The organism is Opitutus sp. ER46 (genome assembly GCF_003054705.1).
In the GTDB taxonomy this organism is placed as follows: Bacteria; Verrucomicrobiota; Verrucomicrobiia; order Opitutales; family Opitutaceae; genus ER46.
Genome location: NZ_QAYX01000021.1, coordinates 393,179 through 417,266 on the forward strand (window position 1 = coordinate 393,179; position 24,088 = coordinate 417,266).

General features: G+C 65.9%; 36 protein-coding genes and 1 pseudogene. 14 read left to right on the forward strand and 23 right to left on the reverse strand.

The annotated features are described in order from the left end of the window. Positions 1-343: 343 nt before the first annotated feature. Positions 344-1,780: a sigma-54 dependent transcriptional regulator gene (locus DB354_RS09955; RefSeq protein ID WP_107835466.1), complete on the reverse strand. Its 1,437-nt coding sequence runs from the start codon at positions 1,778-1,780 to the stop codon at positions 344-346. A gap of 210 nt (positions 1,781-1,990) precedes the next feature. Between DB354_RS09955 and DB354_RS22285 the strand changes: the two genes are divergently transcribed. From DB354_RS22285 to DB354_RS09970, 4 genes are all read left to right on the forward strand, one after another. Then, positions 1,991-2,140, forward strand: coding sequence for a hypothetical protein (locus tag DB354_RS22285; RefSeq protein WP_158277468.1), 150 nt, complete (start codon positions 1,991-1,993; stop codon positions 2,138-2,140). A gap of 118 nt (positions 2,141-2,258) precedes the next feature. Further along, positions 2,259-2,564 carry an antibiotic biosynthesis monooxygenase gene (locus tag DB354_RS09960; protein ID WP_107835467.1) on the forward strand — a complete coding sequence of 102 codons (306 nt, stop codon included), beginning with the start codon at positions 2,259-2,261 and terminating at the stop codon, positions 2,562-2,564. Between the two features lie 25 nt (positions 2,565-2,589). After that, positions 2,590-3,744 carry an iron-containing alcohol dehydrogenase gene (locus tag DB354_RS09965; protein WP_107835468.1) on the forward strand — a complete coding sequence of 385 codons (1,155 nt, stop codon included), beginning with the start codon at positions 2,590-2,592 and terminating at the stop codon, positions 3,742-3,744. 208 nt (positions 3,745-3,952) lie between these two features. Then, the gene (locus tag DB354_RS09970) at positions 3,953-4,633 is read left to right on the forward strand and encodes a DUF6250 domain-containing protein (protein WP_107835469.1); all 681 of its coding nucleotides are present in this window, start codon (positions 3,953-3,955) and stop codon (positions 4,631-4,633) included. 152 nt (positions 4,634-4,785) lie between these two features. Here DB354_RS09970 and DB354_RS09975 read toward each other — a convergent pair whose 3' ends face one another. The 4 genes from DB354_RS09975 to DB354_RS09990 form a co-directional block, all read right to left on the reverse strand. Beyond that, a complete protein-coding gene (locus DB354_RS09975) occupies positions 4,786-5,235 on the reverse strand; it encodes a 6-carboxytetrahydropterin synthase (RefSeq protein WP_107835470.1) in 450 nt (149 codons plus the stop codon). Between the two features lie 24 nt (positions 5,236-5,259). Further along, positions 5,260-5,451 carry a hypothetical protein gene (locus DB354_RS09980; RefSeq protein WP_107835471.1) on the reverse strand — a complete coding sequence of 64 codons (192 nt, stop codon included), beginning with the start codon at positions 5,449-5,451 and terminating at the stop codon, positions 5,260-5,262. 41 nt (positions 5,452-5,492) lie between these two features. Then, positions 5,493-6,950 carry an oxygen-independent coproporphyrinogen III oxidase gene (gene hemN, locus DB354_RS09985; protein WP_107835472.1) on the reverse strand — a complete coding sequence of 486 codons (1,458 nt, stop codon included), beginning with the start codon at positions 6,948-6,950 and terminating at the stop codon, positions 5,493-5,495. Between the two features lie 204 nt (positions 6,951-7,154). Continuing rightward, entirely contained in the window at positions 7,155-8,603 is a 1,449-nt protein-coding gene (locus tag DB354_RS09990; RefSeq protein WP_107835473.1) for a hypothetical protein, read from the reverse strand. A 219-nt stretch (positions 8,604-8,822) separates the two neighbouring features. On the opposite strand from DB354_RS09990, the pseudogene DB354_RS22995 reads away from it, so the two are divergent. Then, positions 8,823-9,137: pseudogene (locus DB354_RS22995) on the forward strand (YbjQ family protein); the annotation flags it as partial. 345 nt (positions 9,138-9,482) lie between these two features. Beyond that, on the forward strand, positions 9,483-9,656 hold the full coding sequence (locus DB354_RS22290; protein ID WP_158277469.1) for a hypothetical protein: 174 nt from the start codon (positions 9,483-9,485) through the stop codon (positions 9,654-9,656). Between the two features lie 66 nt (positions 9,657-9,722). Here DB354_RS22290 and DB354_RS10000 read toward each other — a convergent pair whose 3' ends face one another. The 18 genes from DB354_RS10000 to DB354_RS10085 form a co-directional block, all read right to left on the reverse strand. Then, a complete protein-coding gene (locus DB354_RS10000) occupies positions 9,723-10,145 on the reverse strand; it encodes a hypothetical protein (RefSeq protein WP_107835475.1) in 423 nt (140 codons plus the stop codon). A gap of 4 nt (positions 10,146-10,149) precedes the next feature. Beyond that, positions 10,150-10,764 (reverse strand): hypothetical protein, encoded by a 615-nt coding sequence (locus DB354_RS10005; protein WP_107835476.1) that lies wholly within the window; start codon positions 10,762-10,764, stop codon positions 10,150-10,152. After that, complete coding sequence (locus DB354_RS10010) at positions 10,751-11,170, reverse strand: hypothetical protein (protein WP_107835477.1); 420 nt, start codon at positions 11,168-11,170, stop codon at positions 10,751-10,753. The genes DB354_RS10005 and DB354_RS10010 overlap by 14 nt, the downstream gene beginning before the upstream one ends. 399 nt (positions 11,171-11,569) lie before the next feature. Next, a complete protein-coding gene (locus DB354_RS10015) occupies positions 11,570-11,962 on the reverse strand; it encodes a hypothetical protein (RefSeq protein WP_107835478.1) in 393 nt (130 codons plus the stop codon). A gap of 33 nt (positions 11,963-11,995) precedes the next feature. Then, complete coding sequence (locus DB354_RS10020; RefSeq protein ID WP_107835479.1) at positions 11,996-12,286, reverse strand: hypothetical protein; 291 nt, start codon at positions 12,284-12,286, stop codon at positions 11,996-11,998. Next, positions 12,283-12,801 carry a hypothetical protein gene (locus DB354_RS10025; protein ID WP_107835480.1) on the reverse strand — a complete coding sequence of 173 codons (519 nt, stop codon included), beginning with the start codon at positions 12,799-12,801 and terminating at the stop codon, positions 12,283-12,285. The genes DB354_RS10020 and DB354_RS10025 overlap by 4 nt, the downstream gene beginning before the upstream one ends. Then, positions 12,798-13,673: a DNA cytosine methyltransferase gene (locus tag DB354_RS10030; protein ID WP_107835481.1), complete on the reverse strand. Its 876-nt coding sequence runs from the start codon at positions 13,671-13,673 to the stop codon at positions 12,798-12,800. The genes DB354_RS10025 and DB354_RS10030 overlap by 4 nt, the downstream gene beginning before the upstream one ends. Before the next feature lie 11 nt (positions 13,674-13,684). Next, positions 13,685-14,224, reverse strand: coding sequence for a host-nuclease inhibitor Gam family protein (locus tag DB354_RS10035; protein ID WP_107835482.1), 540 nt, complete (start codon positions 14,222-14,224; stop codon positions 13,685-13,687). Between the two features lie 4 nt (positions 14,225-14,228). Continuing rightward, complete coding sequence (locus DB354_RS22295) at positions 14,229-14,384, reverse strand: hypothetical protein (RefSeq protein WP_158277470.1); 156 nt, start codon at positions 14,382-14,384, stop codon at positions 14,229-14,231. Then, entirely contained in the window at positions 14,381-14,605 is a 225-nt protein-coding gene (locus DB354_RS10040; protein WP_107835483.1) for a hypothetical protein, read from the reverse strand. The genes DB354_RS22295 and DB354_RS10040 overlap by 4 nt, the downstream gene beginning before the upstream one ends. Then, positions 14,602-14,793, reverse strand: coding sequence for a hypothetical protein (locus DB354_RS10045; protein WP_107835484.1), 192 nt, complete (start codon positions 14,791-14,793; stop codon positions 14,602-14,604). Before DB354_RS10045 ends, DB354_RS10040 begins: the two co-directional genes overlap by 4 nt. Further along, a complete protein-coding gene (locus tag DB354_RS10050) occupies positions 14,790-15,146 on the reverse strand; it encodes a hypothetical protein (protein ID WP_107835485.1) in 357 nt (118 codons plus the stop codon). Before DB354_RS10050 ends, DB354_RS10045 begins: the two co-directional genes overlap by 4 nt. Positions 15,147-15,506: 360 nt before the next feature. Continuing rightward, a complete protein-coding gene (locus DB354_RS10060) occupies positions 15,507-16,676 on the reverse strand; it encodes an ATP-binding protein (protein WP_107835487.1) in 1,170 nt (389 codons plus the stop codon). Between the two features lie 43 nt (positions 16,677-16,719). Next, complete coding sequence (locus DB354_RS10065) at positions 16,720-18,876, reverse strand: hypothetical protein (RefSeq protein WP_107835488.1); 2,157 nt, start codon at positions 18,874-18,876, stop codon at positions 16,720-16,722. 12 nt (positions 18,877-18,888) lie between these two features. Further along, on the reverse strand, positions 18,889-19,620 hold the full coding sequence (locus DB354_RS10070; RefSeq protein ID WP_107835489.1) for a DUF3102 domain-containing protein: 732 nt from the start codon (positions 19,618-19,620) through the stop codon (positions 18,889-18,891). 6 nt (positions 19,621-19,626) lie between these two features. Then, positions 19,627-19,944 (reverse strand): helix-turn-helix domain-containing protein, encoded by a 318-nt coding sequence (locus DB354_RS10075; RefSeq protein WP_107835490.1) that lies wholly within the window; start codon positions 19,942-19,944, stop codon positions 19,627-19,629. Positions 19,945-19,948: 4 nt separating this feature from the next. Then, on the reverse strand, positions 19,949-20,173 hold the full coding sequence (locus DB354_RS10080; protein WP_107835491.1) for a hypothetical protein: 225 nt from the start codon (positions 20,171-20,173) through the stop codon (positions 19,949-19,951). Beyond that, complete coding sequence (locus DB354_RS10085; protein WP_107835492.1) at positions 20,166-20,348, reverse strand: helix-turn-helix transcriptional regulator; 183 nt, start codon at positions 20,346-20,348, stop codon at positions 20,166-20,168. The genes DB354_RS10080 and DB354_RS10085 overlap by 8 nt, the downstream gene beginning before the upstream one ends. A 23-nt stretch (positions 20,349-20,371) precedes the next feature. Here DB354_RS10085 and DB354_RS10090 point away from each other — a divergent pair, with 23 nt between their 5' ends. From DB354_RS10090 to DB354_RS10125, 8 genes are all read left to right on the forward strand, one after another. Continuing rightward, entirely contained in the window at positions 20,372-20,935 is a 564-nt protein-coding gene (locus tag DB354_RS10090; protein ID WP_107835493.1) for a hypothetical protein, read from the forward strand. Between the two features lie 643 nt (positions 20,936-21,578). Next, positions 21,579-22,031 (forward strand): hypothetical protein, encoded by a 453-nt coding sequence (locus tag DB354_RS10100; protein ID WP_107835495.1) that lies wholly within the window; start codon positions 21,579-21,581, stop codon positions 22,029-22,031. A gap of 135 nt (positions 22,032-22,166) precedes the next feature. After that, entirely contained in the window at positions 22,167-22,538 is a 372-nt protein-coding gene (locus tag DB354_RS10105) for a hypothetical protein (protein WP_107835496.1), read from the forward strand. A gap of 8 nt (positions 22,539-22,546) precedes the next feature. Next, the gene (locus tag DB354_RS10110) at positions 22,547-22,993 is read left to right on the forward strand and encodes a hypothetical protein (RefSeq protein ID WP_107835497.1); all 447 of its coding nucleotides are present in this window, start codon (positions 22,547-22,549) and stop codon (positions 22,991-22,993) included. A gap of 36 nt (positions 22,994-23,029) precedes the next feature. Next, on the forward strand, positions 23,030-23,203 hold the full coding sequence (locus DB354_RS22305) for a hypothetical protein (protein WP_158277472.1): 174 nt from the start codon (positions 23,030-23,032) through the stop codon (positions 23,201-23,203). Continuing rightward, positions 23,200-23,382, forward strand: a complete 183-nt coding sequence (locus DB354_RS10115) for a hypothetical protein (RefSeq protein WP_107835498.1) — start codon at positions 23,200-23,202, stop codon at positions 23,380-23,382. The genes DB354_RS22305 and DB354_RS10115 overlap by 4 nt, the downstream gene beginning before the upstream one ends. Next, entirely contained in the window at positions 23,379-23,804 is a 426-nt protein-coding gene (locus DB354_RS10120) for a hypothetical protein (protein WP_146180179.1), read from the forward strand. The genes DB354_RS10115 and DB354_RS10120 overlap by 4 nt, the downstream gene beginning before the upstream one ends. Beyond that, complete coding sequence (locus DB354_RS10125; RefSeq protein WP_107835500.1) at positions 23,801-24,052, forward strand: hypothetical protein; 252 nt, start codon at positions 23,801-23,803, stop codon at positions 24,050-24,052. Before DB354_RS10120 ends, DB354_RS10125 begins: the two co-directional genes overlap by 4 nt. The last annotated feature ends 36 nt before the right edge of the window (positions 24,053-24,088 follow it).

A 24,088-nucleotide genomic window follows, 5' to 3' on the forward strand; every position in this document is an offset into this window, starting at 1 on the left:
GGTCGCCGCTCCGACGGCTGCACGCCGAGCATGCGTGTCCCTGGGCGGCGGACTCCGGCTCGTTCCGGAAACCGCCGCGACGGAGCTCGGGCCAAGGACAACGAGGTACCGAGGGCTGCAATTATTAAGTCCCTGGCAGCAACAACCTGCGGGATAATGTCCAGATACTTCCGAATAATGTCCGGATACTCGGGAATAATGTCCGGATACTCCGGGCCTATTGCGGCCGGCGCTCGGAGCCGAGTCTTCCGCCGGCCGGGCTGGGGCGGCGTGGGACACGCTGTCGCGAGCGATGGGGCGCTGCGCTCTCCGCGCGAGACGCAGCTCGCCTGCCCGTCGGCGCTCAGCGGCCGCCGCCGGCAACGGCGACGTGCTCCTCGTCGGCCGAGAACGGCGCGACCTGGGACTCCATGGCGCGGCGTTTCCGATAGAGCGTGGATTTGTCGATTTCCAGGATGCGCGCTGCCTCCTCGAGGGTGCCGCTGCGGGCGACGACCATCTGGATATGCGCGATCTCAAGCGCGCGGAGGCTGATCGGCGCGCCGACCTGGTAGCGCGGCACCGAGGGTTGCCGCAGCAGGTCCGGAAAATCGTTGAGATCGAGCGTCGCGGCGTCGCTCAGCACGGCGGCGCGCTCCACGGCATTGCGCAGCTCGCGCAGGTTGCCGGGCCAGCCGTGGTTCTCGAGCAGCCGCCGCGCCTCGGGCGTGAACGTCGGACACCGTTTGCCGAGCTGCCGGCAGATCGTGGCGAGGAACTGCTCCGCGGCCGCCATGATGTCGGCCGGCCGGCAGCGTAGCGGCGGCACCTCGAGCGTGATCACGTTGAGCCGGTAGTAGAGGTCCTCGCGAAAACGGCCGGCGGCGACCTCGGCCTTCAGGTCGCGATTGGTCGCGGCGATGATGCGCACGTTGGCGCTGCGGGGAGTGGTCTCGCCCACGCGCTCGTACTGCTTCTCCTGCAGGAGTCGCAGCAGCTTGGGCTGGAGCGAGGGCGGCAGGTCGCCGATTTCGTCGAGGAAGAGCGTGCCGCCATCCGCCGCGGACACCTTGCCCCAGGTGTCCTGCACCGCGCCGGTGAAGGCGCCGCGCACGTGGCCGAACAGGTCGCTCTCGAGCAGCTCGCGGTTGAGGCTCGGGCAGCTCACCGTCACGAACGGCTTCGCGCGCAACGGGCTTTGGTCGTGGATCGTCTGCGCGAGGAGATTCTTGCCCGTGCCGGTCTCGCCGAGGATCAGGATGGCGACGTTGGACGGCGCGGCGCGCACCGCGATCTCGAGCATGCGGCGGGCAACCTCGTCGCGGGCCACGAGCGTGGGCTCGCTCGGCGCGGCGGCGGGCACGGGGGGCGGAGGGGCGGCAGGCGAAGCGATCCGCGTCGGGGCAATCGCGACGGGTCGGGCGGAGGCCGGGACCGGCTCGGGCGCGGCGTGAAGGTCCAGCGTCTCGCGCAGGGTCTCGATCGAATACGGGCTCGTCAGGTGGGCCTCGACGCTGAGGTCGCGCAGCGCGGTCACGAGCCGGCGGTCACGTTCGGCGAGCAAGGCCACGACCGGGAGCTGGGGCGTGCGCTTGCGTAGGAGGCCGATCACGGAGAGCGCGTCTTCCTCCTCCATCCGGGTGTCGACGCACGCCACGTTGAACGCGTGGCGGTCGAGCAGGCTGTTCACCTGGCCGCGGGTGGTCGCGCAGTGCATCTGGCAGCCATCCGACGGCAGACCCCAGCTTTGCATGCGACGCGTCCTGCGTTCATCGCCGATCATGAGGAGTTTGAGCGCCATGGAAGTGAAGTTGGGTTGGAGCCGGGCCCAAATCGTAGCAGGTGGAGTGCCGAAGAAAATCAGGGCGGGGGAGCGGGTCCCTCCCGGTAAACTCCCGCCCCCGCCGTAGGGGAATCCCGGCTATCCGCCTGGCGGTTGGGAAACCAGCGTGTACGGCGGGGGCGGCTGCGGCCGAACCAACGCCGACGGAGGCGCACTATCGCGGACGCCATGTCCATCGACAAAGAGAGCAACGGTCTGCCGCAGATCGACCCGCACCGGAGCACGACGAAGGTCAACTTCGGCGTCATCGCGGGCGTCCTGGTTTTCCTCTTCCTCGCGGTCGGCGGGATCATCTGGCTCGCGGCGAGGAACAATTGAGTGCGTCGACCTCGCCCCGACGGGGGACCACCGCCGCGTTCGCTTCGGTGGCAACCCACGAAGTGCCTTGCCGCAAAAACCGTTCGCCACGACGACCTCCCGCACTACGGTGCCGGCCATGCTCGTCGTTCACGTCCATGTCCAGGTGAAGCCGGAGTATGTGGAGGCCTTTCGCGCCGCCACGCGTGCCAATGCGGAAGCCAGCGTGCGGGAGCCGGGGATCGCGCGGTTCGATGTCGCGCAGCAGGCCGACGACCCCACGCGTTTCGTCCTGGTCGAGGTGTACCGCACCGCCGCGGCGCCGGCCGCGCACAAGGAGACCGCGCATTACGCGACTTGGCGCGACACCGTGGCGCCGATGATGGCGCAGCCGCGCACGAGCGTGAAGTACACCAACCTGTTCCCCGACGACGCCGGCTGGTGAGCGCCGGCCGCGCTGGATTTTGCCCATGACCTTCGAATTCGCCACCGCGGCGCGCATTGTATTCGGCGCCGGTTCGCTCAACGGCATCGGCGCGCTCGCGCGCGGCTTCGGCTCGCACGCGCTCGTCGTCTGCGGGCGCAACGCCGAGCGCGCGCACCGGCTGATCGAGCTGCTCGGCGCGGCCGGCGTCACCGCCACGGTGTTCCGCGTGCCCGGGGAGCCGACGACGGACGACGTGATCCGCGGCGTGGGCTTCGCGCGCGCGGGCCAGTGTGAACTCGTGATCGGGCAGGGCGGCGGCAGCGCGCTCGATGCCGCCAAGGCCATCTCGGCGCTGCTGACGAATCCCGGTGACCCGACCGACTACCTCGAGGTGGTGGGCAAGGGCCAGGCGCTGCAGCACGCGGCGGCGCCGTGTATCGCGATTCCGACGACGTCCGGCACGGGCGCGGAGGTGACGCGCAACGCGGTGCTGGCGTCGCGCGAGCACCGGGTGAAGGTCAGCCTGCGCAGCGCGCTGATGTTGCCGCGCGTGGCGCTGGTCGACCCGGAGCTGACGTACGGGCTGCCCCCCGCGATCACGGCGGCGACGGGATTCGATGCGCTCACGCAGTTGATCGAGCCGTACGTGTCCTCGCGGGCGAATCCGCTGACGGATGCGTTGTGCGTCGACGGCCTGCGTCGCGTGGCGCGTTCGCTGCGCCGCGCGGTGGAGCACGGCGCGGATCCCGCGGCGCGCGAGGACATGGCGCTGGCGAGTCTTTACGGCGGGCTGGCGCTGGCCAATGCCGGGCTCGGCGCGGTGCATGGATTTGCGGGGCCGATCGGCGGGGCGTTCCCGGCGCCGCACGGCGCGGTGTGCGCGGCGCTCCTGCCCCACGCGACCGCGATGAACCTGCACGCGCTGCGCCAGCGGGCGCCGGAGTCGCCCCTCTTGCGGAAGTACGATGAAGTCGCGCGGCTGCTGACCGGCCGCTCGCAGGCGAGCAGCGACGACGGCGTGGCGTGGCTCGAGCAGATGGTCGGCGCGCTGGGCATCCCGCGGCTGGCCACCTACGGTCTCAAGCCGTCGGATACGGCCGACCTGGTCGGCGCGGCGATGAAGGCGAGCAGCATGAAGGCCAACCCGCTGCCGCTGACGCCGGACGAGTGCCGGGAAATTTTGGAGCGGGCGTCCTGACGCGCTCGGTTGTCGCGGCGAGGGCGGAAAGGCCGGGCCGCGGCGAAAGCTTTGCGCTCGGGCCACGCTCGCGCGCGCGGCGGATGCGCGTGGACGATGCGTGGAGCCGCAGCGCGGAGGCGGGACTATTGGCGCACGCGTCGCGATCGACGGACGGACCGCCGAGGGCGGCGTTGACAAAGCCGGGCACGGGCGGCCGGTTGGGCGCATGCAGCTCACGAAATTTCTGACGATCGCGTTGCTCGTGTCGGGACTGACGGCGTGCACCACCGGGCGCGGCGCGGGGCCGGACCTGAAGGACTGGGTGGTGGAGCAGATGCCGGGCGGGCGTGTGACGGTCGCGGGCGACGCCCTGGTCATTGAGGACGTCGACGGCTGCTCGGTGTGGTGGCGGCAGAAGCTGACCGCGCCGGTGGAGATTTCCTACGAGGTCACGGTGGTCTCGCGCGGCGGGCCGAACGACCGCGTGTCGGACGTGAACTGCTTCTGGATGGCGTCGGATCCGAAGGCGCCGGACGGCAGCCCGTTTGCCGCGGGGCATGGCCGCAGCGGGCGGTTCGCGGACTACGATTCGCTGCGCACCTACTACGTGGGGATGGGCGGCAACACGAACTCGACGACGCGCTTCCGGCGCTACGACGGCGCGGGGGCGAAACCGCTCCTGCCCGAGCACGACCGGCGCAGTGCGGACGTGTTGCTGCAGCCGAACCAGACCTACCGGATCCGGGTGGTCGCCAGGGAAGGCGTGGCGGAGTTCTGGCGCGACGGCCGGAAGCTGTTCACGTTTGCCGATCCGCAGCCGCTCACCGCCGGCTGGTTCGCGTTCCGGACGGTGAAGAGTCACCTCGAGATTCGAAACTTCCGCGTGACGCCGCTCGCCGCGAAGTAGCCGGCGTGGGCGCGTTGCGCTCGCGATGACGGCGGCCGCGTCGGGTGTCGCTGCGGCCAGCGTGGCACACCTCGTGCCCCCGGACCGGCAGCGCGCTGGAGGTCGGGACGGTGGAGCGGCGATCGGCGCGCACGCGTCGCGCGGCGCGTGGACTACTCCCAGTACTCGGCCCAGCTCGACTCGGTCTCGGTGACGCGGACGCGCTCGAGCCGCACGCAGGCGGGGATGGGAAACTCGGCGTCGTTCGCGGCGGCCTTCATCTGCGCGTTGATCTCGAGGAAGATCTCGCGCGCCAGCACCTCCGTCGTCGGGTCGGTGTTGGTGAACGCGAGCACGCGCTCGCCGTAGGCGGTCCGCAACTCGCGGAAGTGCGGGTCGGCGGTGTTGAGCGCGAAGGCGTGATCGTAACGCGTGATGATGTCGCCCACGGCGGTCTTCAGCGCCTTGAAGTCGCACACCATGTCCTGCGCATCGAGGGTGTCGGCCGTGACGATGACCTCCACCGTCCGGGAGTGTCCGTGCGGAAAACGGCACGCGCCGGGGTGTTTGGACAGCAGGTGTCCGCTCTCGATGGTGAAGGTCTTCGCGATGCGAAACGGCATGGGCAGGGAGGAAGAGTCGGAGGGTTACTCGCGGCCGTCGTACAGCCAGGAGACGCTCATGGCGACGAGGCCGATGCACACGGCGGCGACGGCGATGGCGGGGAACCGGATGTCGAACGCCTTGGTGACGGACCATGCGATGGTCTCACCGGCGACGACCGCGACGAGCATGGCGGCGAGCAGCCACCGGGCCTTGAGGTGATGGATGTGCTTCATTTTGGGGGAGGGGGCGTGGGCATGCATCGTGGGAACGGGGGTTAAATGGTGCGGGAGTGCTTGCGGGGGCCGCCGGACAGCGTGGCGTCGAAGCGCATCGCGACGACGCGCAGGAGCGGCACGCCGACGTGCGTCACCTCGATACCGTCGGCCGTGCGCGTGACGAGGCCGTCGGCGACGAGGTCGTCGAGCGAGGCGATCTCGCGCGCGTAGGTCCCGGCGAAGTCGAGGCCGAGCTGACGCGAGAGGTTGGCAAAGTTGAGCCGGCGGTCGCACATCAGCCGCATGATGATGTGGCGGCGGCGCTTGTCCTCGGCGGTGAGCCGCAGGCCGCGTTCCGTGGGCAGCTGGCCGGCGTCGAGTGCGGCGCGCCAGTCGGTGAGCGACTTGAAGTTCTGCCGGTAGGTGTCCTCGGTCGACGAAATCGACGAGATGCCGAACGAGTAAAGCGAGGCGCCGCCGCGGGTGCTGTAGCCCTGGAAGTTGCGGTGCAGCGTGCCCTCGCGGAGGGCCACGGCGAGCTCGTCGTCGGGCTTGGCAAAGTGATCGAGCCCGATGTCGATGTAGCCGGCCGCGGTGAGCTTCTCGTGGGCGACGGCGAACATCGCGAGTTTCTCCTCGGCGCTGGGCAACTGGTCGCGGTCCTCGAAGATCTTCTGCGCCGGCTTGATCCACGGCACGTGCGCGTAGCTGAAGACCGACAGCCGGTCGGGGTTGAGCGCGAGCACATCGTCGACCGTGCGGGCGAAGGTATCGGCGGTCTGCAATGGCAGGCCGAAGATCAGGTCGACGTTGATCGAGCTGAACCCGACGCTGCGCAGCCAGGACATCGTCTGCTCGTTGAGCCGGTGCGGTTGGTGGCGGTGGATGGCGAGCTGGACGCGCGGGTTGGTGTCCTGGACGCCGAGCGACGCGCGGTTGGCGCCGATCTCGCGCAGGGCCATGACGTGCTCGGTGGTGAGCCGGCGCGGGTCGACCTCCACGCCGAACTCCACGTCGGGGGAGATGTTGAGGAAGAAGTTGCGGATGAGCGCGCCGAGGCGGCGGAGCTCGTCGGGCGGGAAGAAGGTGGGCGTGCCGCCGCCGAGGTGGATCTGGGCGACAGGCCGGGAGGAATCGATGCGGGTCGCGGTGAGCCGCATCTCGCGGGCGAGGTCCTGCAGGTACTCGCCGGCGGAGTCGCGGCGGCGCGTGATCACGGTGTTGCAGCCGCAGAACCAGCAACGGGTTTCGCAGAACGGCAGGTGAAAGTAGAGCGACAGCGGGCCCGAGCCGGGGCGGTTGTCCTCCGCCATGGCCTCGTCGAGTCCGAGTGACGGCAGGTCCGTCGTGAACTGCGTGGCGGGCGGGTACGACGTGTAACGCGGTCCGGGAATCGAGTACTTCCGGATCAGGTCAAGGTCGAGGGCCGAGCGGGCTCCGGCGGGGGCGGCCGGTCCGGCAGGCGTAGGGGCTGCAGGAGGGGGGCCTGGAGCGGTGGAGTCGTGGGCCGAGATCATGCTTGTGGGAGCTGCGCGAACTGTCGCACGTCGCCCCAGGAGCGGCTGCGCGGTCGTTGTGAAAGCCTATGCGGATTTTGCGAGCGGGTGGCGCCGGCCAAATCCCGCTGGCGGGCGGCCCGGAAGGAAAGCGTTTGCGTCCGGCATTTTCCGGGATCCGCGTGCTGCCGACCGCCCAGTTGCTGGCCGAGCTGGCGGGCTAATCTAGTCGCCGCGGCTCGAAGCCGGCGTCGCCGCTTCCGTGTTTTCCTGCACGCGGAGGGCGAGAAGGAACAGCACCATCCCGGCGACGAAGTAGTAGTAGTTACAGAAAGCCAGATTCCCCGTAAGGAAGATGACGAGGGTGGAGAGGATGCTGGCGTAGAGCCAGTGCGCGGTCGTGCCGGCGCGGAACCACCAGCCGGTGGCGAGCGCAGTGAGGCCGCCGCCGAGGAGGGCCACCCAGGCGGGCGGAGTATAGCCCCACCAGCGGTGCAGCGCCGCGGCGATATTCAGGCTGTCGGCGCGGTAGGGTGTGCGCAGTTGGAACCAGAGGCCGTTCTCGAACGCACTGCGCCAGTCCCAGATCAGAAACGGCAGCCACGTGAGCAGCACGACGGCCGCCGTGAGTGGCAGGAGCCGCCAGCGCCGGCGCGGGGCGAAATAGAGCGCGGCGAAGTACACGAGGTACTGCTTCAGGCTGAGGAAGAGTCCCAGCATGACCGCCACCCCGCGCGAGGCCGGCCAGCGCACGCGGACGAGGCAGAACGCGCCGGCGGCGGCGAGCAGCAGCGGTTCATTCCATGCCTGTTCGAGGACGAAGAGCGCGACCGGGTTGAATAGAAGGAGGAGGACGAGCAGGGCGGCGAAGGTGCGCCGCGCCGGGGCCACCAGTGCGTACAGGCACGCCGCGGCGAAGGCTTCGGCCGCGAGGTGGGCGTAGCGGATGTCGCCGGCCAGCAGATATCCGAGTGCCTGCGGATAGAGTCCGGCGGGCGGATACGCGTAACCGGCAAGCGCGTAGCCGTAGTTCTGGCGGCCGTGCCAGGGATCGGGGACGAGCGTCGTGTACGGGTTGATGCCGTGGAGCAGGTTGGCGCTCGACTGCTGGAACATCGCGTAGACGTCTATGAGCGGCCGCGGGCTCGTGACGATCATTCCGACCTGCTGCGCCAGCGCGAGGACCACGCCGGAGAGCAGCACCGCGCGCTGGACGCGCCACGACGTGCCTGGCCGCAGGAAGACGGCACCCACGACGCCGGCAAACAGGACCTGGGTTACGATGAAGACCTGTCCGAAGGTCGCGCTCTGGCCGTACTTGCCTGCGCCGTCGACCGCGACATCGACCGTGCCGGCGAGCAGCCCGACGATCACGCCCACCGCGCCGAGCGACTCGAGCGCGCCGGCCGCCCCCGCCCGCGGCGCGGCGTGGCGTCCGGCCATGCCAACATGCTTCGCTGCCGCACCTGCCAACGCCGCGGTCGCCAGGAGCAGTAGCAGCAACGCCGGAGCGGAGAAGTGCCCGTGCGACAGCGACAGCGTCACCCCCAGCAACACGTAGGCGAAGAGCAGCAGTCCCCGCTCCGACCCCAGCGTCAGGAGCAGCCCGGCCCATCCCGGCCGCGCTGCCGGAAACGGCCGCGACTGCGTTGGCGCCACACGGAGCTGGTTCATGAGAAAAAGGTGCGTCGGCGTCGGTACCCGGCCCGCCGCGGAAAGCCGCGCAGCCTGATTTCCCGCTGCCCCCGACGCGAGGGTGTTTTGCGCGGGGGCATGGCGTCGCTTTCACAATGCTGGGAAACGCTGCGACCGAGAATGCGGTTTGCGCCCGACGATGGCGCGGGCAGTTTTCAACCGGTCAGCGCGTTCGAACCCCAGACCCGGCTTTGAACCATGCAATGTGTTTCGACTGATTCAATCGATGGGCGTGTGGTCGCCGTCTATTGCGGCATCGTCGCCGCGGAGGTCGTCTTCGGCGCCAACTTTGTCCGCGATTTGGCCGCGTCGGTCGTCGATGTTACAGGAGGAAGAAGCGCGACCTACGAACGCGAGTTCGAAGCGGCCCGGCAGACGGCGTTGCAGACGCTGATCAAAAAGGCCCAAACGCTGAAAGCGGATGCGATTCTGGGGATGCGGTTCAACTATCAGGTGCTGGGAGAACGAAACGGGATGATGCTGGTGGCTGCTTACGGGACGGCGGTGCAACTGACGAAGTCAGACGAAGAAAAACGGAAGGACGCGACTGCGGCAGAGGATGAGGCGGCGCTCTATTTTGTGACGGTTGGAAGTATGCAACGGGGCCCGTTCTCGGCCGCACAATTGCGTGAGTTGCACGCCGCGGGTCGGATCGACGGTTCGGGGAGCGCTCGAATTGAGGGATGCGATCGTGAAATCCCGCTCGCTGAACTCCTCACTCCTCGCAGATCTTAACTGGTGCTCTTCGGTGGCTAAAGCTCTGGAGGGCAGTTTTTCGCACCGCGAGAAACTGGCGGAGAGGGGGGGATTGGCTCGCTCGGGCTCGGGGCTTCGCCCCCAAACAGTCGCGACCGACTGTTGGCCCATATCCCCGCCTCGGCGCTGCTGCGCATCGCTTTGCCGCTTCCCGGCCGCCGCCATTTGCTGAGGATTGCCGTGGGCTTTGAGAATCAGCGCGATCAGGGCGAATCAGCCCGAACGAAGTCGAAAATCAGCGACTTACGAAAAATCAGCGCGCTGGGCGGAGTTTGAGAAGAAATCTGCCGAAACCCGCCGAAATGACAGAGGTTTGATAAGGATTCGCCTGACCGGCCGCGATCAATAGCCACCTGCGCGTGCGACTGCCGCCACGCCTAACGTCAGCGCCGTCTGAACCAGATGCGCGACCGTCTGGGTGGATGCTTCTCGGCCAAGTTGCTTCAGCCGCTCGCCCACCGTCTCGGTTGGAGTCACTGCGTCGGGGACGCGGTTCATCGCGACGAGTCCCTTGTGGGTTAAAACGACCATCGTAAAACCCGAAGGCCTGTTGGTCTCGTTATAACGAACGAATCCCTCGTCGGCGAGCCACTTCACAGTGGCCCCGGTTTCACAAATCATCGACCTTGCGTCGGCAGTGCGCGGAACGCCGGCAGCCTCACAGAGCGACTCAGAGTCGAACCTAACAATCGGGGTCGGAAAGGACTCGTACAGGCACTTGAAAAGCGCTGCCGCGGTGCGGTTGAAGCGTTCGATGTTGTCCATGGGGTTAGAACAAGCGTGGCTGATCTGCATCGGCCCTGCAAGCCGCCTGCCGGGCGCGTGCGCGGGCCATGCGTTGCCGAAGGGATACCTCTTTGGCCTTCGCGACCTCGTCGGCCCGCTGGGCGACCAGCTCGGGCAACGAAGGACCGCTGGCCGGTCGATTGACCCCGAGGGCAGCGAGCACCTGCCCGACGTGAGCGCCTGCCCTCATCGCCTCTTCCCGGATCTCTTCCGCGTTCAGACCCACGTAGCGGTTCACCGCCGCCTGAAAATAGGCCCAGAAGTCCCGGACGTTCCCCGTTCGCTGGTACTTCGCGACGGTGTCGAGCAGTTCCTCGATCCGCCGGGCAAGCCGCTTGCCGTCGAGCATCCAGCCGCGCCGCCACAGATCCAGCACCATGCCTTCGAGGCACACCCGGCATTGCTCGATCCGCTTCGCTTTCGCCGCACCTGCCCAGGTCCAGTCGACCCGCTTGGCCAGCTCCCGACTCACCCACGCGTCGAATTTCAACAGACGAACTTCAGGCGCGACGCCATGGTTCAGCCACACGAGCAGTTCGGAGTCCGTGTGCTGGGCGCGATCGTCGCGCGCGTCGAGGAATCCGTTAAAAACGTCCATCGGAAGCGGGGGCACCGCGGAACCGGCGATGGTAGGCCTGCCGGTAAAGCACGGCGCGTTTCATCATATCACGGGCCTGCGCTTCGAACGCGTCGATACAATGGTCGATCTCGGCGACGGTGCAGAGGCTCCAGAGCTTGTAGCCAGGACTACCGGGATAACTGACAACGACTGGGCAGGCGGCGCTGGCGATGGCCCGGACGTCGCGGTCGGTCGTATCGTCGCCCATCACTGTGGCGATCTCGATTGCCGTCAGCCACCCCGCTGAGGGCTTCCTGCGGCCGGCGCTTGGAAGTGAGGCCCGGTGCTCCTCGGCCTTCGAGAGCACGCCGACGAGCTGCTCGATCTGCTCCGGGCGAATTTCCGGCTCAGGAAGCTTCAGGGGGAGTTCGAGCGCTTCGACCATTGGGCATTTAGCGCCGCTCGTTGTCGTTGCGGACGGGTCCTCTGGCGGTAAACAATGCGACCTCACTCATTTGGCTGGGTACACGGGAGGCACTTACGCCTTGGTTGGTCGTGGCCATTACGTTCACGACGGGACAGCTTTTCTCTACGGCTTGGCTCGGTCTGCAGATCGCGGAGCGCGAGAGCCGAAAATGGGAGTTCAATAGAAGACTGGTTGGACGCAGCACGGGTTGATACAATCTCGGCATGCCCCAAAAACTCCCCCGCATCGCTGAAGATATTCGCAAAGCCGAAAGTGTTATGGAGAGTCTCGCTGGTCTCTTCGATAAGCTGAACCAAGCCGGCCAAAGCTTCTCTGCCGCTGAAGTTCTGATCGCGAAAAACCACGTTGGGGACGCGATCAAACACCTGAAGGCCGCTCAGCTGTCTGTGCAGCGGTCAACGAAATCCCCTGTGAGCAGCCTTGATCCAAGGGTGCTCGGTTCGCCGCGTTCGTCGCCTGGACGGCCTCAGTAACGGTTCCGCACTGGCGGGCGTATTGGAGGAAGCGGTCAATCTTCGCCTTCTTCTCCTCGATACGCCAGCGCTCGACGTCGGGAAGTAGGCTGCGGCCCTGGCACATCTCGACAATAGCGATCAGGTCGGCGTACTCATGCATGACCCGTTCGGCGTTCGTGTATGGCTGGTTCGGTTGGATCTCGGACGTCCCGAAGCGAAGAGCCTTCGAAATGCGTTGTGCGACCTCGACGCATTCTTCGGCTACGATCTCTAGCAGGTGTTCGTTTTCGGTCATAGGTGTTAGCTCGCGGCATCGACGGCGGTTTAGTCACTTGGCCCGTTCGACCCAGACGGTCCCTTTGCTCGGGTCGCGTGGATCGGCGAGCTGCTGAACGTGGGCGCGGATCGCGAACGGAGTGGTCTTGATCTTCCGGCGGGCGCTCTTCGCCTGCTGCTCGGCGAGGGAAAACGCCTGGGCAACGGTCACCGCTCGAACCTCGATCTCGTCGAACGCCATGATCGCGAGCGTCACCTTGAAGACGCGCGACTGATCGGCGTCGTGCTTGGGTGCCGGCTGGGCGGTCGCGTCAGACGCGAGTATCTGGCCGATGCTCTTCAAAAGGCCTCCTGGTTTCGCTTGGCGTCGAGTGCGGCTGCCGCCTCGGGATTACGCCGGCGCAGGACGCCGACCCGGCGTTCGAGGCAGCCGAGCACGACGGCCAGTTCCCGTTCCGAGCAGTCAGCAATATCCTTCTTAACCACATTCCGCGCGGTGCCGCCGATGTACCCTTCGCGGGCCGCGTCATCGCGCAGCCGGTCGTCGCCAAGCGCGTGCATGGTCGTCACCTGATCGAAGCAGCGATCGAGCAGCGATTGCTTCCGCTCGTCAGCCTCGCCGACGAACTCGAGCTGGGCGTCGAGATTCGATCCGTCCCAGATGGCGCGGAAGGCGGCCTTGACCTTGTCGAACTCAGCCGACGTCAGAGTCGTGGCTGACTTGTCGGAGCCGAGCGCCTTCCGGTGGATCGCCTTGCGTCGCTCCTCGATCTGGTCGGCGGTCAGCCCCCGGCCGCGGTAGTACGCGCGCACGGAGGCAAACTGCCACCAGTAGAGTTTGAGCTGTGCCGCGTTCACAGGCCGAAGTACCTCGCAATTTCGCGTCCGATCCACTCGCCGACAGGTACACTCACGCCCAGTCCGATCATTCGGTATGCGTGGGCTTCGCTGCAACGGAAGGTGAACGCGTCCGGAATCCCCTGCAGGCGTGCGTACTCACGGACCGTGTACGGTCGCGCGCCGTATTTGAAGCGACGATCAGCCACGAGGCGCGTGCCGCGGTCCTTATGATAGTGCGCGACGCAGGTTGGGGCCAGATCATCGCGGTCCGGATCACTGATGATCGGGCGATCGCGGTACTTTCCGCGTAACCGTGAGATGACGTTCCGCGGGATGTGGACGTCCGGGTCGCGCTCGACGATCTCACTCAGGTGAACGCGCCGCGTGGACTCTGGCGCACGCCATGCGAATGGGCGGCGTGATCCGATAATGATCAGCCGGTCTCGGCGTTGCGGAAGCCAGAGTTCGGACTGCACCGGGCACTCAACGTGAACGTAGTATCCGGGGAGGCGCGTCATCGCCTCCATGACGACCGGGAACTTCCGCATTCCAGGCACGTTCTCGACGACGTACACCTCGGGCGGTTCGATCGCGAGATTCCGGAAGAAGTGAAGGAAGAGATCGTCGCCTGTGCGCGTGCCATGCAGGTCGGCGCTCTTGGAATACTTGTTACACGGGTACGTGGCCACCTTCACGTGGCAGGGTTTCTCGTCGCGTACTAGCTTTGCGCGAAGGTCGCACGCGCGAATCTCGTGGTCGAAATTCGCGCGATGATTCTCAACGCAGACAGGATCGATCTCGAAGCTTTGCTGCAGCGTCAGTCCAGCGCGCTGCAGTCCGATCTCCATCAGACCGGTTCCCGAGAAGTAGCTGTTGACCAAGACCGACATCTTCCGGCACCTCAGGCCTCATCCGACGCTTTCGCGCCTTCCTTCAGGATCTTCGCCACCAGCTTGTCGACGGCCGTGTCCGCCGCCTTGATCACGACCATCTCGCCGGTCGTTTCGATGCGGGCGCCGATCCGCGCGAGGTCTCGCGTGTCGAGGTTCTTCAGCGCGTCGGCCGACGGCTTCTCCTCGACGATGATCAGGACCTCCGCCTGCTCGGGCAGATGCTTCCGGATCAACGCTACGACTTTGGCGTTGTCGTCCCACTCGACCTTCCCGGAGCCCTTCCGATACCCCACGGTGATGCCGTGCAGGCAGAACGTCTTCGGCTTCTGGAACAGGCCGGGAGAGGACTCGATCGCGCCGCGAAGCCGCGCCTGCGCGTCGGCCGCGGTCGCAGCGGCAGCCTTGATTCCGGCGATGCGCCGTTTCTGGACGGCGGCGATGTCCGTCTCGAGTTCGTTGACTCGGTCGCCGAGCACCTTGCGGGCAGCGGCATACGTTTTGGCGAGATCGTCGATCTGGGCGATCGAGAGTTGTTCGATGGTGATCATAGATTCAGCGGGCGGTGATGATGATGCCGAGCGTCCAGATCGCCGTGGCGAATCCGGCGGCGTAGAGAGCAGCGCCGACGAGGATGAGCGACTGGGTGGAGTACACGCGCGGGGCGCGTGCGATGGAGATGCCGTGCAAGCTCAGGGCGCGGTTGTTCATTTCTGGAAGTAGGTCTTTTCGATGGGCACGAGTTGGCCGCCGGTGGTCACGACGGCTACGATGTCGAGCGGATGGGGAGATCCGTCCTCGCGCCACGCGCCGCCGGATTTCCAGAGTTCGAGGTTGCCCTCCTCTGTGTTCCCTTGGAGGGCGAATGGCCGTGCATCGACAAAGCCGAGCACGACCGCGGCGTGGCCGTTGCGCAGTTGTACCTGGATCATTTTGCGGAGGTGACGCGAAGGGGCTTCAGCGTCGCGGTTGGGGTTTTCGCGCAGCGCTGAGCCTTGATGATCTCAGCTCGGATCTGGGTCACGTACGTCAGGGCGTCGGCGTACTGCGCTTTGCGGAGGAGGATCGGCACGATCCCGCAGCCAAACGTCGCCGTCGCGATGTGGGTGGCAGCGCTCACGAGCGACCTCCGTGGCGGTAGTTCTCGGTTCGGATCAACTGGGACGCGTTGCGCAGTAGGTCGGCGTCGTGGCGGCGCTGGGCGCGATAGAGATCCCGATGCAGCGCAGCCAAGTCGATCGCTGTGCGGTCCCGAAATGCTCGATCAAGAGCGGCGGCGATGCCCCACACCTCCGGTGACACGGGCGCGAGATGCAGCCGGAGCACGAGCAGGTTGCTGCTGAACCACGCCTCCGTTGAGGCCAGTTTCGCGCTTGCGGCGTCGCGTTGAGCCCGGACAGCAGCGGCGTCCAGCAACAGCACAACGATCGCCAGCACGAGCAGGCAGGCGGTGATGATGAACGCGGTGATCATGCCGCCCTCCTTTCGCCCAGGTGGATTGCCAGCGCACGCGAGTCACGGTAGCGCGGCGCCTTGACTGGACGGATAACGCTGTAGTTTACCTGCTCGACCTGGACGCGGAGGCCTCGCCGGCAGCAAGCCTCGGCCATGAATCCGTCTTTGTGCCAAGTGCGCAGACGATCGTCCGGAATTCGGCCGAACCAGCGGCGGAAGTAGTCGATAGTGAAAGCGCGGATGCGCGCAGTGGAGTGAATCTCGTAACCGGGCCAGTTCTCGAAGCGGCACCCAGGGCCCATAACGAGAACGTGGTAAATCCGGCGACAACGGCCGTGGGCGGCGCGACTATTCGGTTTGTTCATCGTGGTGCCCTCCTCAGACGGCCTTGCGGGCGCTCAGCGCGTCGTACTTGGCCTGGGCGGCGATGACGTCGTCCCACCGGAGTTCGCGGCGCTTCTTCCCGGCGATGATGTTCCCGTCTTGGAACACGCACACGAGGTGCTTCACGCCGGCCTCGTACGCGATCCGCTCACTGACCTTCAGCCCGAGGAAATTCGGGTGGTTGGCGTTGAGGTTCTTCCAGGTGTCGTCGGCCTGTTCGGGCGCGGCCGGGAAGTCCAGGCCGTACGCGATGGCGAACGCGCGCACGTCACCCACGCGCAGCGCATCCGGCAACTGCAGCTTGATCGTGCCGCGGCGCCAGAGCTGCTTCAGCAGCTTCGCCTCGTGGCCCTTACCCTCGTCGAACTCCTCGCGGCCGACGTTCGTCGAGCAGATCACCATCGCGCAGCCAGTGCGGTCTTTGATCTCCTTCAGAGCGTTCACCATCTTGATCGCACCGCCCTTCTGGTACGCGTAGGTGATATGGTGAAACTCGTCGACGATCACGAGGTTCGTCTGGTCGATCGCCGCGAGCACGCGCGGGCGGAGTTTCGTGGGCGAGACGTTTGGGCTGATCCGCAGCGCGCGGGCGAACGTGCGAAAGATGTCCTGCACGCCGGCGACACCCTGCAGGTCGACGTAGATCGTCGCGCCGTGGTTGTTCTCGTCGCGAAACCACTTCAGGCCCTCGGTCTTGCCGACGTGCGACTCGCCGAACACGAAGCCGATGGTGCGATCGTTCCAGACCTTCCGGCATACCGCGTGGATCTCGCCGACGGTCGGCGTCATCACCCGGCCCTTAATCCGCTTCTCGGCGTCCTCCCGCTCCTGCTCGCGGATCACGCGGATGCGCGAGACCATCTTCGCGGGCGGCGGCAGGATCAGACCGGCGGCGTTCTTGTACTCGCCGCGGAGCACCTTCGAGTAGGTGCCACCGTCGACGCCGAGGAGCGTCGCCGACTCGACTTGGCTCATCTTCTTCTCGCCGCTGTAGCGGTAGAACCAGAACAGGTCCTCGTGATACTCGGGCTTGTTCTTGCGGATCCCGTTGGCGACGACGTCGCCGGCCAGATTGGTGCCGTCCCACTCGGTGGTGTCGGCAGGAGTGGCGTCGGTGACGTCACTGCTCGCAGTGGCGGAGGTGGTGTTTTCGATGCTGGACATGGTTTCTTCCGGTTGGGGGTTGATGGTTGAGAGTGGCTGCCGGTCAGGATTCCGGCAGAAGGTCTGCAAGGGCGTTGCTGGCGGCTTGCGCGGAGATCCCGCGCTCGGCGCGTTTGGCAGCGGCGGCGGACTGGATCGCCCGCGCCCGGTTCTCGCCGGCCGCCAGCGCGATCTTCTCGGCGGATGAGAGCCCGCCCGTTGCGGCGACGTGCTCCTGCCGAATCGCGTCGTTGTGAGCCTTGTCGAGCGCGAGCTGCTGGTCCTGCTCGGAGTGGCGCTCGCGCAGCTCGGCGACGGCGCGGTTCAGGATCGTCGCCGTGACGGCGCTCGCCTTCTGCAGCGCGTCCTTGTCGCGGATGTCGATCGCGCCCTTCTTACCGCCAAGGCGGTTCAGGGTGCCGACGTATGCGCCCTTCGTGTCGGTCAGGTGCAGCTGCTCGGGCGCGGCCGTGTCGAGGTAGCCGAGAAACTCGGCGCCATCGGTGACGCCACCGAGGATCGTACCGGACTCGTCGACGTACGTGTATCCGATCTTGTCGTGCGCGAAGGTGATCTGGTGATTCCGGTACGTGACCTTCTTCGGCGTGAGCAGCAGGAGGGCCAGCATCGCCGGCGGAATCGGCCGAAAGTGCGCAGTCGCCGCGAGCCGCTGCCAGCGCTCGATCGGAGCCTCGGGCCGCTGCGTGATGGTGAGGCTCGCCTGTTGCGCGACGGGCACGAGAGCCAGTTCGGAGAACGGACGGGGCTCGGAGCCTTCGGTCAGGCAGAACTCGGTGACCTGATCGAACCCGATGTACTTGTGGTCGGTCCGGGTGTCGTACGCATTGCACGCCCAGGCAAACGCGCGCTCGACCGCCTCGGGCGATGGGAACGGCAGGCGCAGCAGCGCGATCTTCTCGGGCGGGAGGTTCAGCTTTCCGTCACCCTGGCCGATCAGGACATTCGTGTAGCGGATCGCATCGTCCAGGCCGGCGGGCGAGTGCAGGCGCTGGTTGTTGCCCTTGTATCCGGGCATCGCACCGAGCTTGTTCCAGAGCGAGTTGAACGCGGACTCGATCCAGCCCTTCTCCCACGGCTTGCCGCCCTTTTCGCAGAAGCCGTTCGTGAGCAGGCGATGATTGATCAGCCCGGTGCGTTCGACGCGCACGCGTCCTTCGAACAGCGTCGAGAGCGCGAGTTCAAGCTCGGCCGAGATCGAGGCGGTTGCGTTCTCGCAGAGGATCGTGACCGGGTAGTCCGGCAGACCGAACTTTGCGAAGAGGGCGTGCAGCAGTGTCTGCACGTCGACGCGGCGAATACCGCACCGCACCTTGCGCACGCTGCCGTCGGGCATGCGTTCGTCGCGCTGGACCTGGGCACCGATGCCCCAGACGAGATTCCGGCGCGTCGCGACATCCTTAGCGAGCAGGCCAGCGACCGGCGCGATCTGCGGCGGCGTCTTCGAGTCGCCGGGGAACACGCAAAGCGTGTCGAGATTGAAATCGTCGATCGCGATCAGCTCGAGCGGTCGCAGCTGCGACGGATCGCGCGTGATGCTTGGGAAGTACCGCTTCGCGGCGGCGATGCCACGCTGGAAGAGCACGCGGGCGCCCTTGTTCGGCGCCTTGCGGTACAGGTTGCGCTTGCTCCAGCCGATCGGGAAGAACCCGCGCGGGCAGCACTTCGGCAACGGCTCGGTCGGCTTGGTGCGGACCCAATGATCGATCCAGCTTCCGTAGCCTGGGATCGGTTTGCCGCTGGGCCAGATCTCGGTGCGGAGCAGCTCCCACGCCTCGGCCATGCTGCGGTGGTTGTCTTCCGCAAGCTGCTTCACGAACTCGTCGAACGCGGTTTGCTGCTTCGCGGAGAGAAACGACGGCCCTTTGTACTGCGCCACGAGGCAGCGCCAGTCGCCCTGTGGCCGGACCTCGGTGACCGAACCGAGATAGAGGTAATACTTCCGGAGCAGCGACGACGCCGAGCAGCCGCGCATTTGGTGGCGGTGGTTCGCGGCGATCACCTGCGCGGCGGTCGTGATATTGCCCTCGCCGCGCAGCGCGTGCAGTCGCTCCAGCAGCTGCAGCGTGAAACGCACCTCGGTGCGTCGCGCTTCGGCCAGCGCCGAAAACTCGGCGAGATCGTCGAGCGGAATTGAGAACCGCGGGCCGGTCGGGAGCGTGATTGTTTCGCTGGAAAGGGTGGGAACAAGCGACGTGCTCATGGGGTGCAGGGGTCAGGCTTTCGGTGCTGCGGTGAGCAGCGGCTTGGCTGCTGCCTCTACCTTGTCGGCCAGGGTGCGGAGACTCTCGACGACGCCGCGGACTTCCTCCGGATGCTTGGCGAGGAATTGCAGCCGGTTCTCCTTCACGAGGAGCGTTTCGGCCTGGTTCAGCAGCCCGCCAATCTCGTCTCGGGCGAAGAGGTAGAGCTGTTCCTCGTTCGGCGTGTCGGGCGACGCATCCTTCGCGGCCGTGCGTGCGCCGCCGACCTTTCCAGCGTCGCGGATGCCGTACGTCTCCAGCAGCTCGCCCCAGCTAAGGTCGCCGACGAACTTCGTCGCGGCGGAGACAAGCTTCCGCGTCTCGGCATCGCGGCCCCTTACTTCGACGGCGAGTTCACCATCGGCGAGGCGAAGCACGTCGGGCTGGGCGATCCGCGCGTTCTCAACAAACACGCGCGCTGCCCGCATCATGTGATTCACGTGCGAGTGGCCCGCGTTAACGTGCTTCTTCAGCCAGGGACCGAATTCGCCATGCCTGAGGGAGGCTTTGATTCGCCACAGCGCGAGACCGACGAAGATGCGGCGAAGCACATTCTCGTTTTCCGTTTTGAAGATGATCGCGATCTGCTTTGCCGTGCGGTCCTGAAACTGGGCGAGTTCCCGTTTGTCAGTGATCAGGGCACTCGTGCCATTGAGCACGAGCAAAGCGGTCTTGGGTTTTTCGGTGCTGGTACCTTTAGCCATGGAGATTCAGTTTTTCAGAAATTCGTTCAGCTCGCGGACCAGCTCGCGGAGCACCGGCTTCGGCAGGTGGCGCAGCAGTTCGATCCGGCGCTGGCCGGTGATGCGGGCCGTGATGAAGTCGCGGTAGGATTCCGCCGGCACGCGGTACGATCCGCGCGAGGCACCTTTGCCCTTCCCGTCGATGCCCGGCAGTTCACCCTCGGTGATGAGGTCCCGAACGTGCTTCTCGTCCCAGCCGAGTCGCGCCGCGATCTCCGCTGCGGTCAGCGTCGTGCGACCGGGGAAGTCGAGGCTCGGGAACGGGAACTGGAGCTGCTCGGGCATGGCGTCAGACGTGGTCTTGGGGCAACTGGCAGATGATCGATTCGAGCTGCAGCTGCGCCTTATCGCCGCACCGCAGGTGGTACAGTTGTGCGCCCGCGATCTCGTCGGCGGGACTCGGTAGGCACTCGGTCAGGATCTCGAGCACAGCGACCTTCTCGTCGTGCGACAGCTTCGAGAAGCTGCGATACGCGGCCTTGGCCGTGATCAGTATGGCGCTCTCGCTAGGCACAGAGCACCTCCTCGATCTTCGCGCGGACGCGAGGATACATCTCGTAGTTGATGGCCTTCGACACGACCGCCGTGTCGTGGCCCACCATTTTGGCAAGGTCGCGCAGCTTGAGGCCCTTCTTCTTACGGGCCGCCCAGAGCCGAAATGATGCTTGCTTTGTCTGCCGCTTGGTCATTTGGTGGCGCGAAGTTCAAAAACTTGAACCACAAGTTCAAGACTAAAATTGATCCACAGGCCAAAATCTTGAACCATCTGGACCAACGGAGAGACGGTTTCGAAAAACTGCAGAGGGCTCTCAAGCTAAAGGGCTATGAGTTTGCGCAGGAGCTGCGCTGCAGCCCGGAGTGGCTTTCGAAAGTGATGAGTGGCCGGCGGCCGATCTCCGCGGAGTTGCACATCCGCGCCCTTGAACTCATGAACCGTCGCGGATTGTCCGTTAGTTCAATTCCAGAGCTGGCGACGAGTTTGGCTGCCTCCGTTGGAGAGCCATCGCAGGCGGTATATGGCACGAGCGTACCGCAGTCCGTTATCGTCGAGGCCGACATCCGCCGGAAGATCGATGAGGCGATCCGTGCCGCCGGCGGAGACGTCCTCCGGCTCGGATATCTCCGCGAGCAAATCGAGCAGCACCTCCGCCCACCGACACATTGGACGACGGAGGATATCCACGATGAAGCGTTACGTCAGGCGCTCGAGGACCAATTGCGGGAGACTGATAGCGTCACTCCTCAGGAAAAGAGCCGGAGTGTTGGCAAAGGGTAGTATGTTTCAGCTGACAGAAATCACACGGGATCCCATCTGCAGTGCGCTCAGCCTGCAGCAGGAGACGCCACGCGAAGCGCGCGATCTCCAGGCGCGTTTTGCAGGAGCGAAGCTCGCGCCGAAGGCGTGCGCTGTGACTTGGGGTGAAGTGGACCACGCCAGAGTGCTGCGCGGGGTTGGGGCGGCGTACTGAAATGTTCACTACAAGAGATAGCAGGGGGCCACTTAGGGCACCAAAACACTACTCGGTAGTGCGGGCGTACCATTGTTTCGGTTCGTGCCCGGAAGATGCTTCTGAGGGTGGGTTACGCGCGAAAGACTCCCCTGCGGTTACTTCCGGGCATTGCGGCTGCTGCCCAGGATCGGGCGCGATCGCTGGCATTGCCGCTGAGCACTTACGTAGGGGCCCTGCTGTGGAACTACGCCCAAGCCCCACGGCGCGTCGATCGGATCGGCGAGGTGGATACGCTGGCCAGAGTCCACGTGCCCTGCTCGATCCGGCCTACGGTCTGGCAGGTCGTTGCTCCCACAGTGGGCGCATCAGGCGTCGCGCTGAATGCGTTGATCGAGGCCCTTATCGCGGAGGATGTCCGGCACGCCAATCGTCCGCTGCAGATCAACCCACGTTTGTGAAAGTCCCATCATGAAGACTCTAGCCACCCTCCTGCCCGCTCTCGCAATCGTCATCAGTGGCTGTGTCACCAGGGAGACCGCAACGCATCATGCCACACGGGAGGAGATACAGCAGTCGACGGATCGCATGGTCGCCGAGGTTAACCGCGAATTAGCAGCGCGCCAAAAGGCTGTGGACGATGCGGCTCGAGCGAAGGCGACTGAAGCGGCGAACGAAAAAGCCGAAGTGATCGCTACATCTTCGCCGGAGATCGCTGCAGCCATCCGCGCTGGAGTGCTGGTGGTCGGGATGCGGTGGGATCAGGCCCGTGCTGCTATCGGGGATATCCGTAGAGAGCAGGCGAGCGATGGTGTCGGTGGATCCGACGAGTGGTATTCCCACTACGGCGATGCCATGCGTACCGATCTCTATTTCCACGAAGGGACTTTGGTGCGCTGGTTCACGAGTCCGCACTATCGCTGATTCGCCGGGCGCCGGGGCCGAGTCTCACGCGTAGATCGGCAAATTTCCACGGTCTGTGGAAATTTGGGGAACGGACGCACTGGACGGAATGGACGGGGTGACGTCCCTCGGGGCGGCTGATAATCTGGGCGCACTGTGCCGCCCCGGACAACGCCGCTTCTCTCCAATAAGGACCCGCTCGTCAACGCGGGAGCGATCGCGCTGCCCGTTCTGACGTCGGTCGGCGAGTGGGCACACCTCACCGCGTCGACGACGCAGTGGCGCAAGATCGTCTGCGATCTCGCCAAGCCCCTCGGGCTCGAACTGGTACCGGCCGGCACGATGGCCGTCGTCGCTGATCCCGAGTCGATCACCGAGGCGCTCCTGGGCGACGCCGCGTTTCGCGCCGCCGTCACCAATGCCGTACGCCGCGCGCACAAGGCCTGCACCACCGCTGCACCGGCGGACCGCAGCCCTGCGGCGGCGCGCCTACCGCTCACGAAGCCGGGCAACGGGCGGCTGCTCTGATTTCTGCCATGAACAACACCCGTACGTTTCGTTCGGTCCTACTCTCCGCGATCTTCTTCGCGTTCCTCGTCGGCCTGCTCTGCGTTTTCATCGCGCCGGCCCAAGCCGATACCGCCGTCGCTGCCAGCACGTCGGCGGTGACAAGCGCCACGCTCGACACGGCCGCCGCGGTGGCCACGCCGTTCATCGTCTCGTTCGCCAGCTCGCATCCGTGGCTGGTCACGGTCCTCACGATCATCGCGACGATGCGGCTGATCTTCAAACCGGTGATGTCGGTCGTGCAGGCGTACGTGAAGTCCACTGCATCGCAGACCGACGACGCCGCGCTGGCCAAGGTGGAGACGTCGACCGCCTACAAGATCGCCGCGTGGCTCCTCGACTACCTCGGCTCGATCAAGGTTTCGACCAGCCCGGCCGTGAAGCCGGCCGACACGCCTGCCGCGCCCCAGGGCTGACCCCATTACTCCGTAATCCGATCACGCGCCCATCCGATGTCCTCGCTGCTCTCGATCCTGCTGGCGCTCGCGCGTGCGCTGCCCGCTCTCGACAGCCTGCTCCGGCAGGTCGTCGCGGAGCGGGACAAGGATCGGGAGCGGGAGGCTGCGGCTCGGCTCGTCGCGAAAGACGCGGCCGTCGATGCCGCGATCGACGGAGGCTCCCGATGAAACGCTTGCTCGTCTGCGCGGCGTTGCTCTTCGGCGGTTGCCAGACCGTGCGCCTCGACAACGCGGCACGGCTCGCCGCGCGCCCCGATTTTCCCGCTGCCAAAGCCGCTGCGCCCGAGTGGTGCCGCGATGCGATGAAGACGATCAACCAGCTCGAATACCAACTCGAACGCCGATGACTGCGCTCCCCCTTTTCGCCCAGATGCCCGCGCCCGATTCCGCCCAGGCGATCGGCTGGCTCGCGCTCGCGGTGTTCTGCGCGATCGGAGGCATCAATCAGGTGCTCAAGTTCACGGACCGTTTCCGGGAGACCCCGCCCTCGCATCAGACTTACGCGACGAAGACCGAACACGCTCAGCTCGCCGAAAAGCTCGATACCGAACTCGGGCGCGAGCGCGGGTCGCGCAAGAAGATGCACGAGGAGATCTCGAAGATGCAGAGCGACATCTCGGCGATCAGCACGGACAACCACGCCCAGAGCAAGGACCTCGCGGATCTGAAGCGGCAGATTTCGGCGACCGAACAGCGCATCGACGCCGTGCCGATGCGCACGATCCAGCTCCTGCGCGAGACGCAGCAGCTCCACAGCTCCAAATCATGACGACGCTGCTGATCGACATTCTCCTCGCGCTCAAAGGGGCGGACAAGTTTGGCCTCCCGCTCGACAACCTCCTGGTTGACCTGCGGCGCGGGCGGCACCGGAGCCTGAGCGTCCCCCAGCTTGAGAGCGCCCTCCGCGATCTCGCCGATCGCAGTTTCACGACCCCGGTCGAAGCGACCCTGAGCGGCACCCGCTGGCGGATCACTGCCTTGGGTCTGTCCGCGCTCCAGGAGGAGGGGCTCGCGTGAATCCATTTTGCACGTCGCCAGCCGCAAACGGACGCA

What these genes read in the sequence shown, in the direction of transcription:
- DB354_RS10050 (WP_107835485.1), bottom strand. Translation starts at nt 15,146, where the DNA reads ATGATCACCGCGTTCATCATCACCGCCTGCCTGCTCGTGCTGGCGATC.
- DB354_RS09980 (WP_107835471.1), bottom strand. Translation starts at nt 5,451, where the DNA reads ATGAAGCACATCCATCACCTCAAGGCCCGGTGGCTGCTCGCCGCCATG.
- DB354_RS09960 (WP_107835467.1), top strand. Translation starts at nt 2,259, where the DNA reads ATGCTCGTCGTTCACGTCCATGTCCAGGTGAAGCCGGAGTATGTGGAG.
- DB354_RS10015 (WP_107835478.1), bottom strand. Translation starts at nt 11,962, where the DNA reads ATGACCGAAAACGAACACCTGCTAGAGATCGTAGCCGAAGAATGCGTC.
- DB354_RS10060 (WP_107835487.1), bottom strand. Translation starts at nt 16,676, where the DNA reads ATGTCCAGCATCGAAAACACCACCTCCGCCACTGCGAGCAGTGACGTC.
- DB354_RS10085 (WP_107835492.1), bottom strand. Translation starts at nt 20,348, where the DNA reads ATGACCAAGCGGCAGACAAAGCAAGCATCATTTCGGCTCTGGGCGGCC.
- DB354_RS22305 (WP_158277472.1), top strand. Translation starts at nt 23,030, where the DNA reads ATGTCCTCGCTGCTCTCGATCCTGCTGGCGCTCGCGCGTGCGCTGCCC.
- DB354_RS22295 (WP_158277470.1), bottom strand. Translation starts at nt 14,384, where the DNA reads ATGAACAACCGCGCCCTGAGCTTGCACGGCATCTCCATCGCACGCGCC.
- hemN (WP_107835472.1), bottom strand. Translation starts at nt 6,950, where the DNA reads ATGATCTCGGCCCACGACTCCACCGCTCCAGGCCCCCCTCCTGCAGCC.
- DB354_RS09965 (WP_107835468.1), top strand. Translation starts at nt 2,590, where the DNA reads ATGACCTTCGAATTCGCCACCGCGGCGCGCATTGTATTCGGCGCCGGT.
- DB354_RS09955 (WP_107835466.1), bottom strand. Translation starts at nt 1,780, where the DNA reads ATGGCGCTCAAACTCCTCATGATCGGCGATGAACGCAGGACGCGTCGC.
- DB354_RS09970 (WP_107835469.1), top strand. Translation starts at nt 3,953, where the DNA reads ATGCAGCTCACGAAATTTCTGACGATCGCGTTGCTCGTGTCGGGACTG.
- DB354_RS10000 (WP_107835475.1), bottom strand. Translation starts at nt 10,145, where the DNA reads ATGGACAACATCGAACGCTTCAACCGCACCGCGGCAGCGCTTTTCAAG.
- DB354_RS10030 (WP_107835481.1), bottom strand. Translation starts at nt 13,673, where the DNA reads ATGTCGGTCTTGGTCAACAGCTACTTCTCGGGAACCGGTCTGATGGAG.
- DB354_RS10040 (WP_107835483.1), bottom strand. Translation starts at nt 14,605, where the DNA reads ATGATCCAGGTACAACTGCGCAACGGCCACGCCGCGGTCGTGCTCGGC.
- DB354_RS10065 (WP_107835488.1), bottom strand. Translation starts at nt 18,876, where the DNA reads ATGAGCACGTCGCTTGTTCCCACCCTTTCCAGCGAAACAATCACGCTC.
- DB354_RS09990 (WP_107835473.1), bottom strand. Translation starts at nt 8,603, where the DNA reads ATGAACCAGCTCCGTGTGGCGCCAACGCAGTCGCGGCCGTTTCCGGCA.
- DB354_RS10005 (WP_107835476.1), bottom strand. Translation starts at nt 10,764, where the DNA reads ATGGACGTTTTTAACGGATTCCTCGACGCGCGCGACGATCGCGCCCAG.
- DB354_RS10100 (WP_107835495.1), top strand. Translation starts at nt 21,579, where the DNA reads ATGAAGACTCTAGCCACCCTCCTGCCCGCTCTCGCAATCGTCATCAGT.
- DB354_RS09975 (WP_107835470.1), bottom strand. Translation starts at nt 5,235, where the DNA reads ATGCCGTTTCGCATCGCGAAGACCTTCACCATCGAGAGCGGACACCTG.
- DB354_RS10110 (WP_107835497.1), top strand. Translation starts at nt 22,547, where the DNA reads ATGAACAACACCCGTACGTTTCGTTCGGTCCTACTCTCCGCGATCTTC.
- DB354_RS10010 (WP_107835477.1), bottom strand. Translation starts at nt 11,170, where the DNA reads ATGGTCGAAGCGCTCGAACTCCCCCTGAAGCTTCCTGAGCCGGAAATT.
- DB354_RS22285 (WP_158277468.1), top strand. Translation starts at nt 1,991, where the DNA reads ATGTCCATCGACAAAGAGAGCAACGGTCTGCCGCAGATCGACCCGCAC.
- DB354_RS10115 (WP_107835498.1), top strand. Translation starts at nt 23,200, where the DNA reads ATGAAACGCTTGCTCGTCTGCGCGGCGTTGCTCTTCGGCGGTTGCCAG.
- DB354_RS10035 (WP_107835482.1), bottom strand. Translation starts at nt 14,224, where the DNA reads ATGATCACCATCGAACAACTCTCGATCGCCCAGATCGACGATCTCGCC.
- DB354_RS10120 (WP_146180179.1), top strand. Translation starts at nt 23,379, where the DNA reads ATGACTGCGCTCCCCCTTTTCGCCCAGATGCCCGCGCCCGATTCCGCC.
- DB354_RS10125 (WP_107835500.1), top strand. Translation starts at nt 23,801, where the DNA reads ATGACGACGCTGCTGATCGACATTCTCCTCGCGCTCAAAGGGGCGGAC.
- DB354_RS10075 (WP_107835490.1), bottom strand. Translation starts at nt 19,944, where the DNA reads ATGCCCGAGCAGCTCCAGTTCCCGTTCCCGAGCCTCGACTTCCCCGGT.
- DB354_RS10070 (WP_107835489.1), bottom strand. Translation starts at nt 19,620, where the DNA reads ATGGCTAAAGGTACCAGCACCGAAAAACCCAAGACCGCTTTGCTCGTG.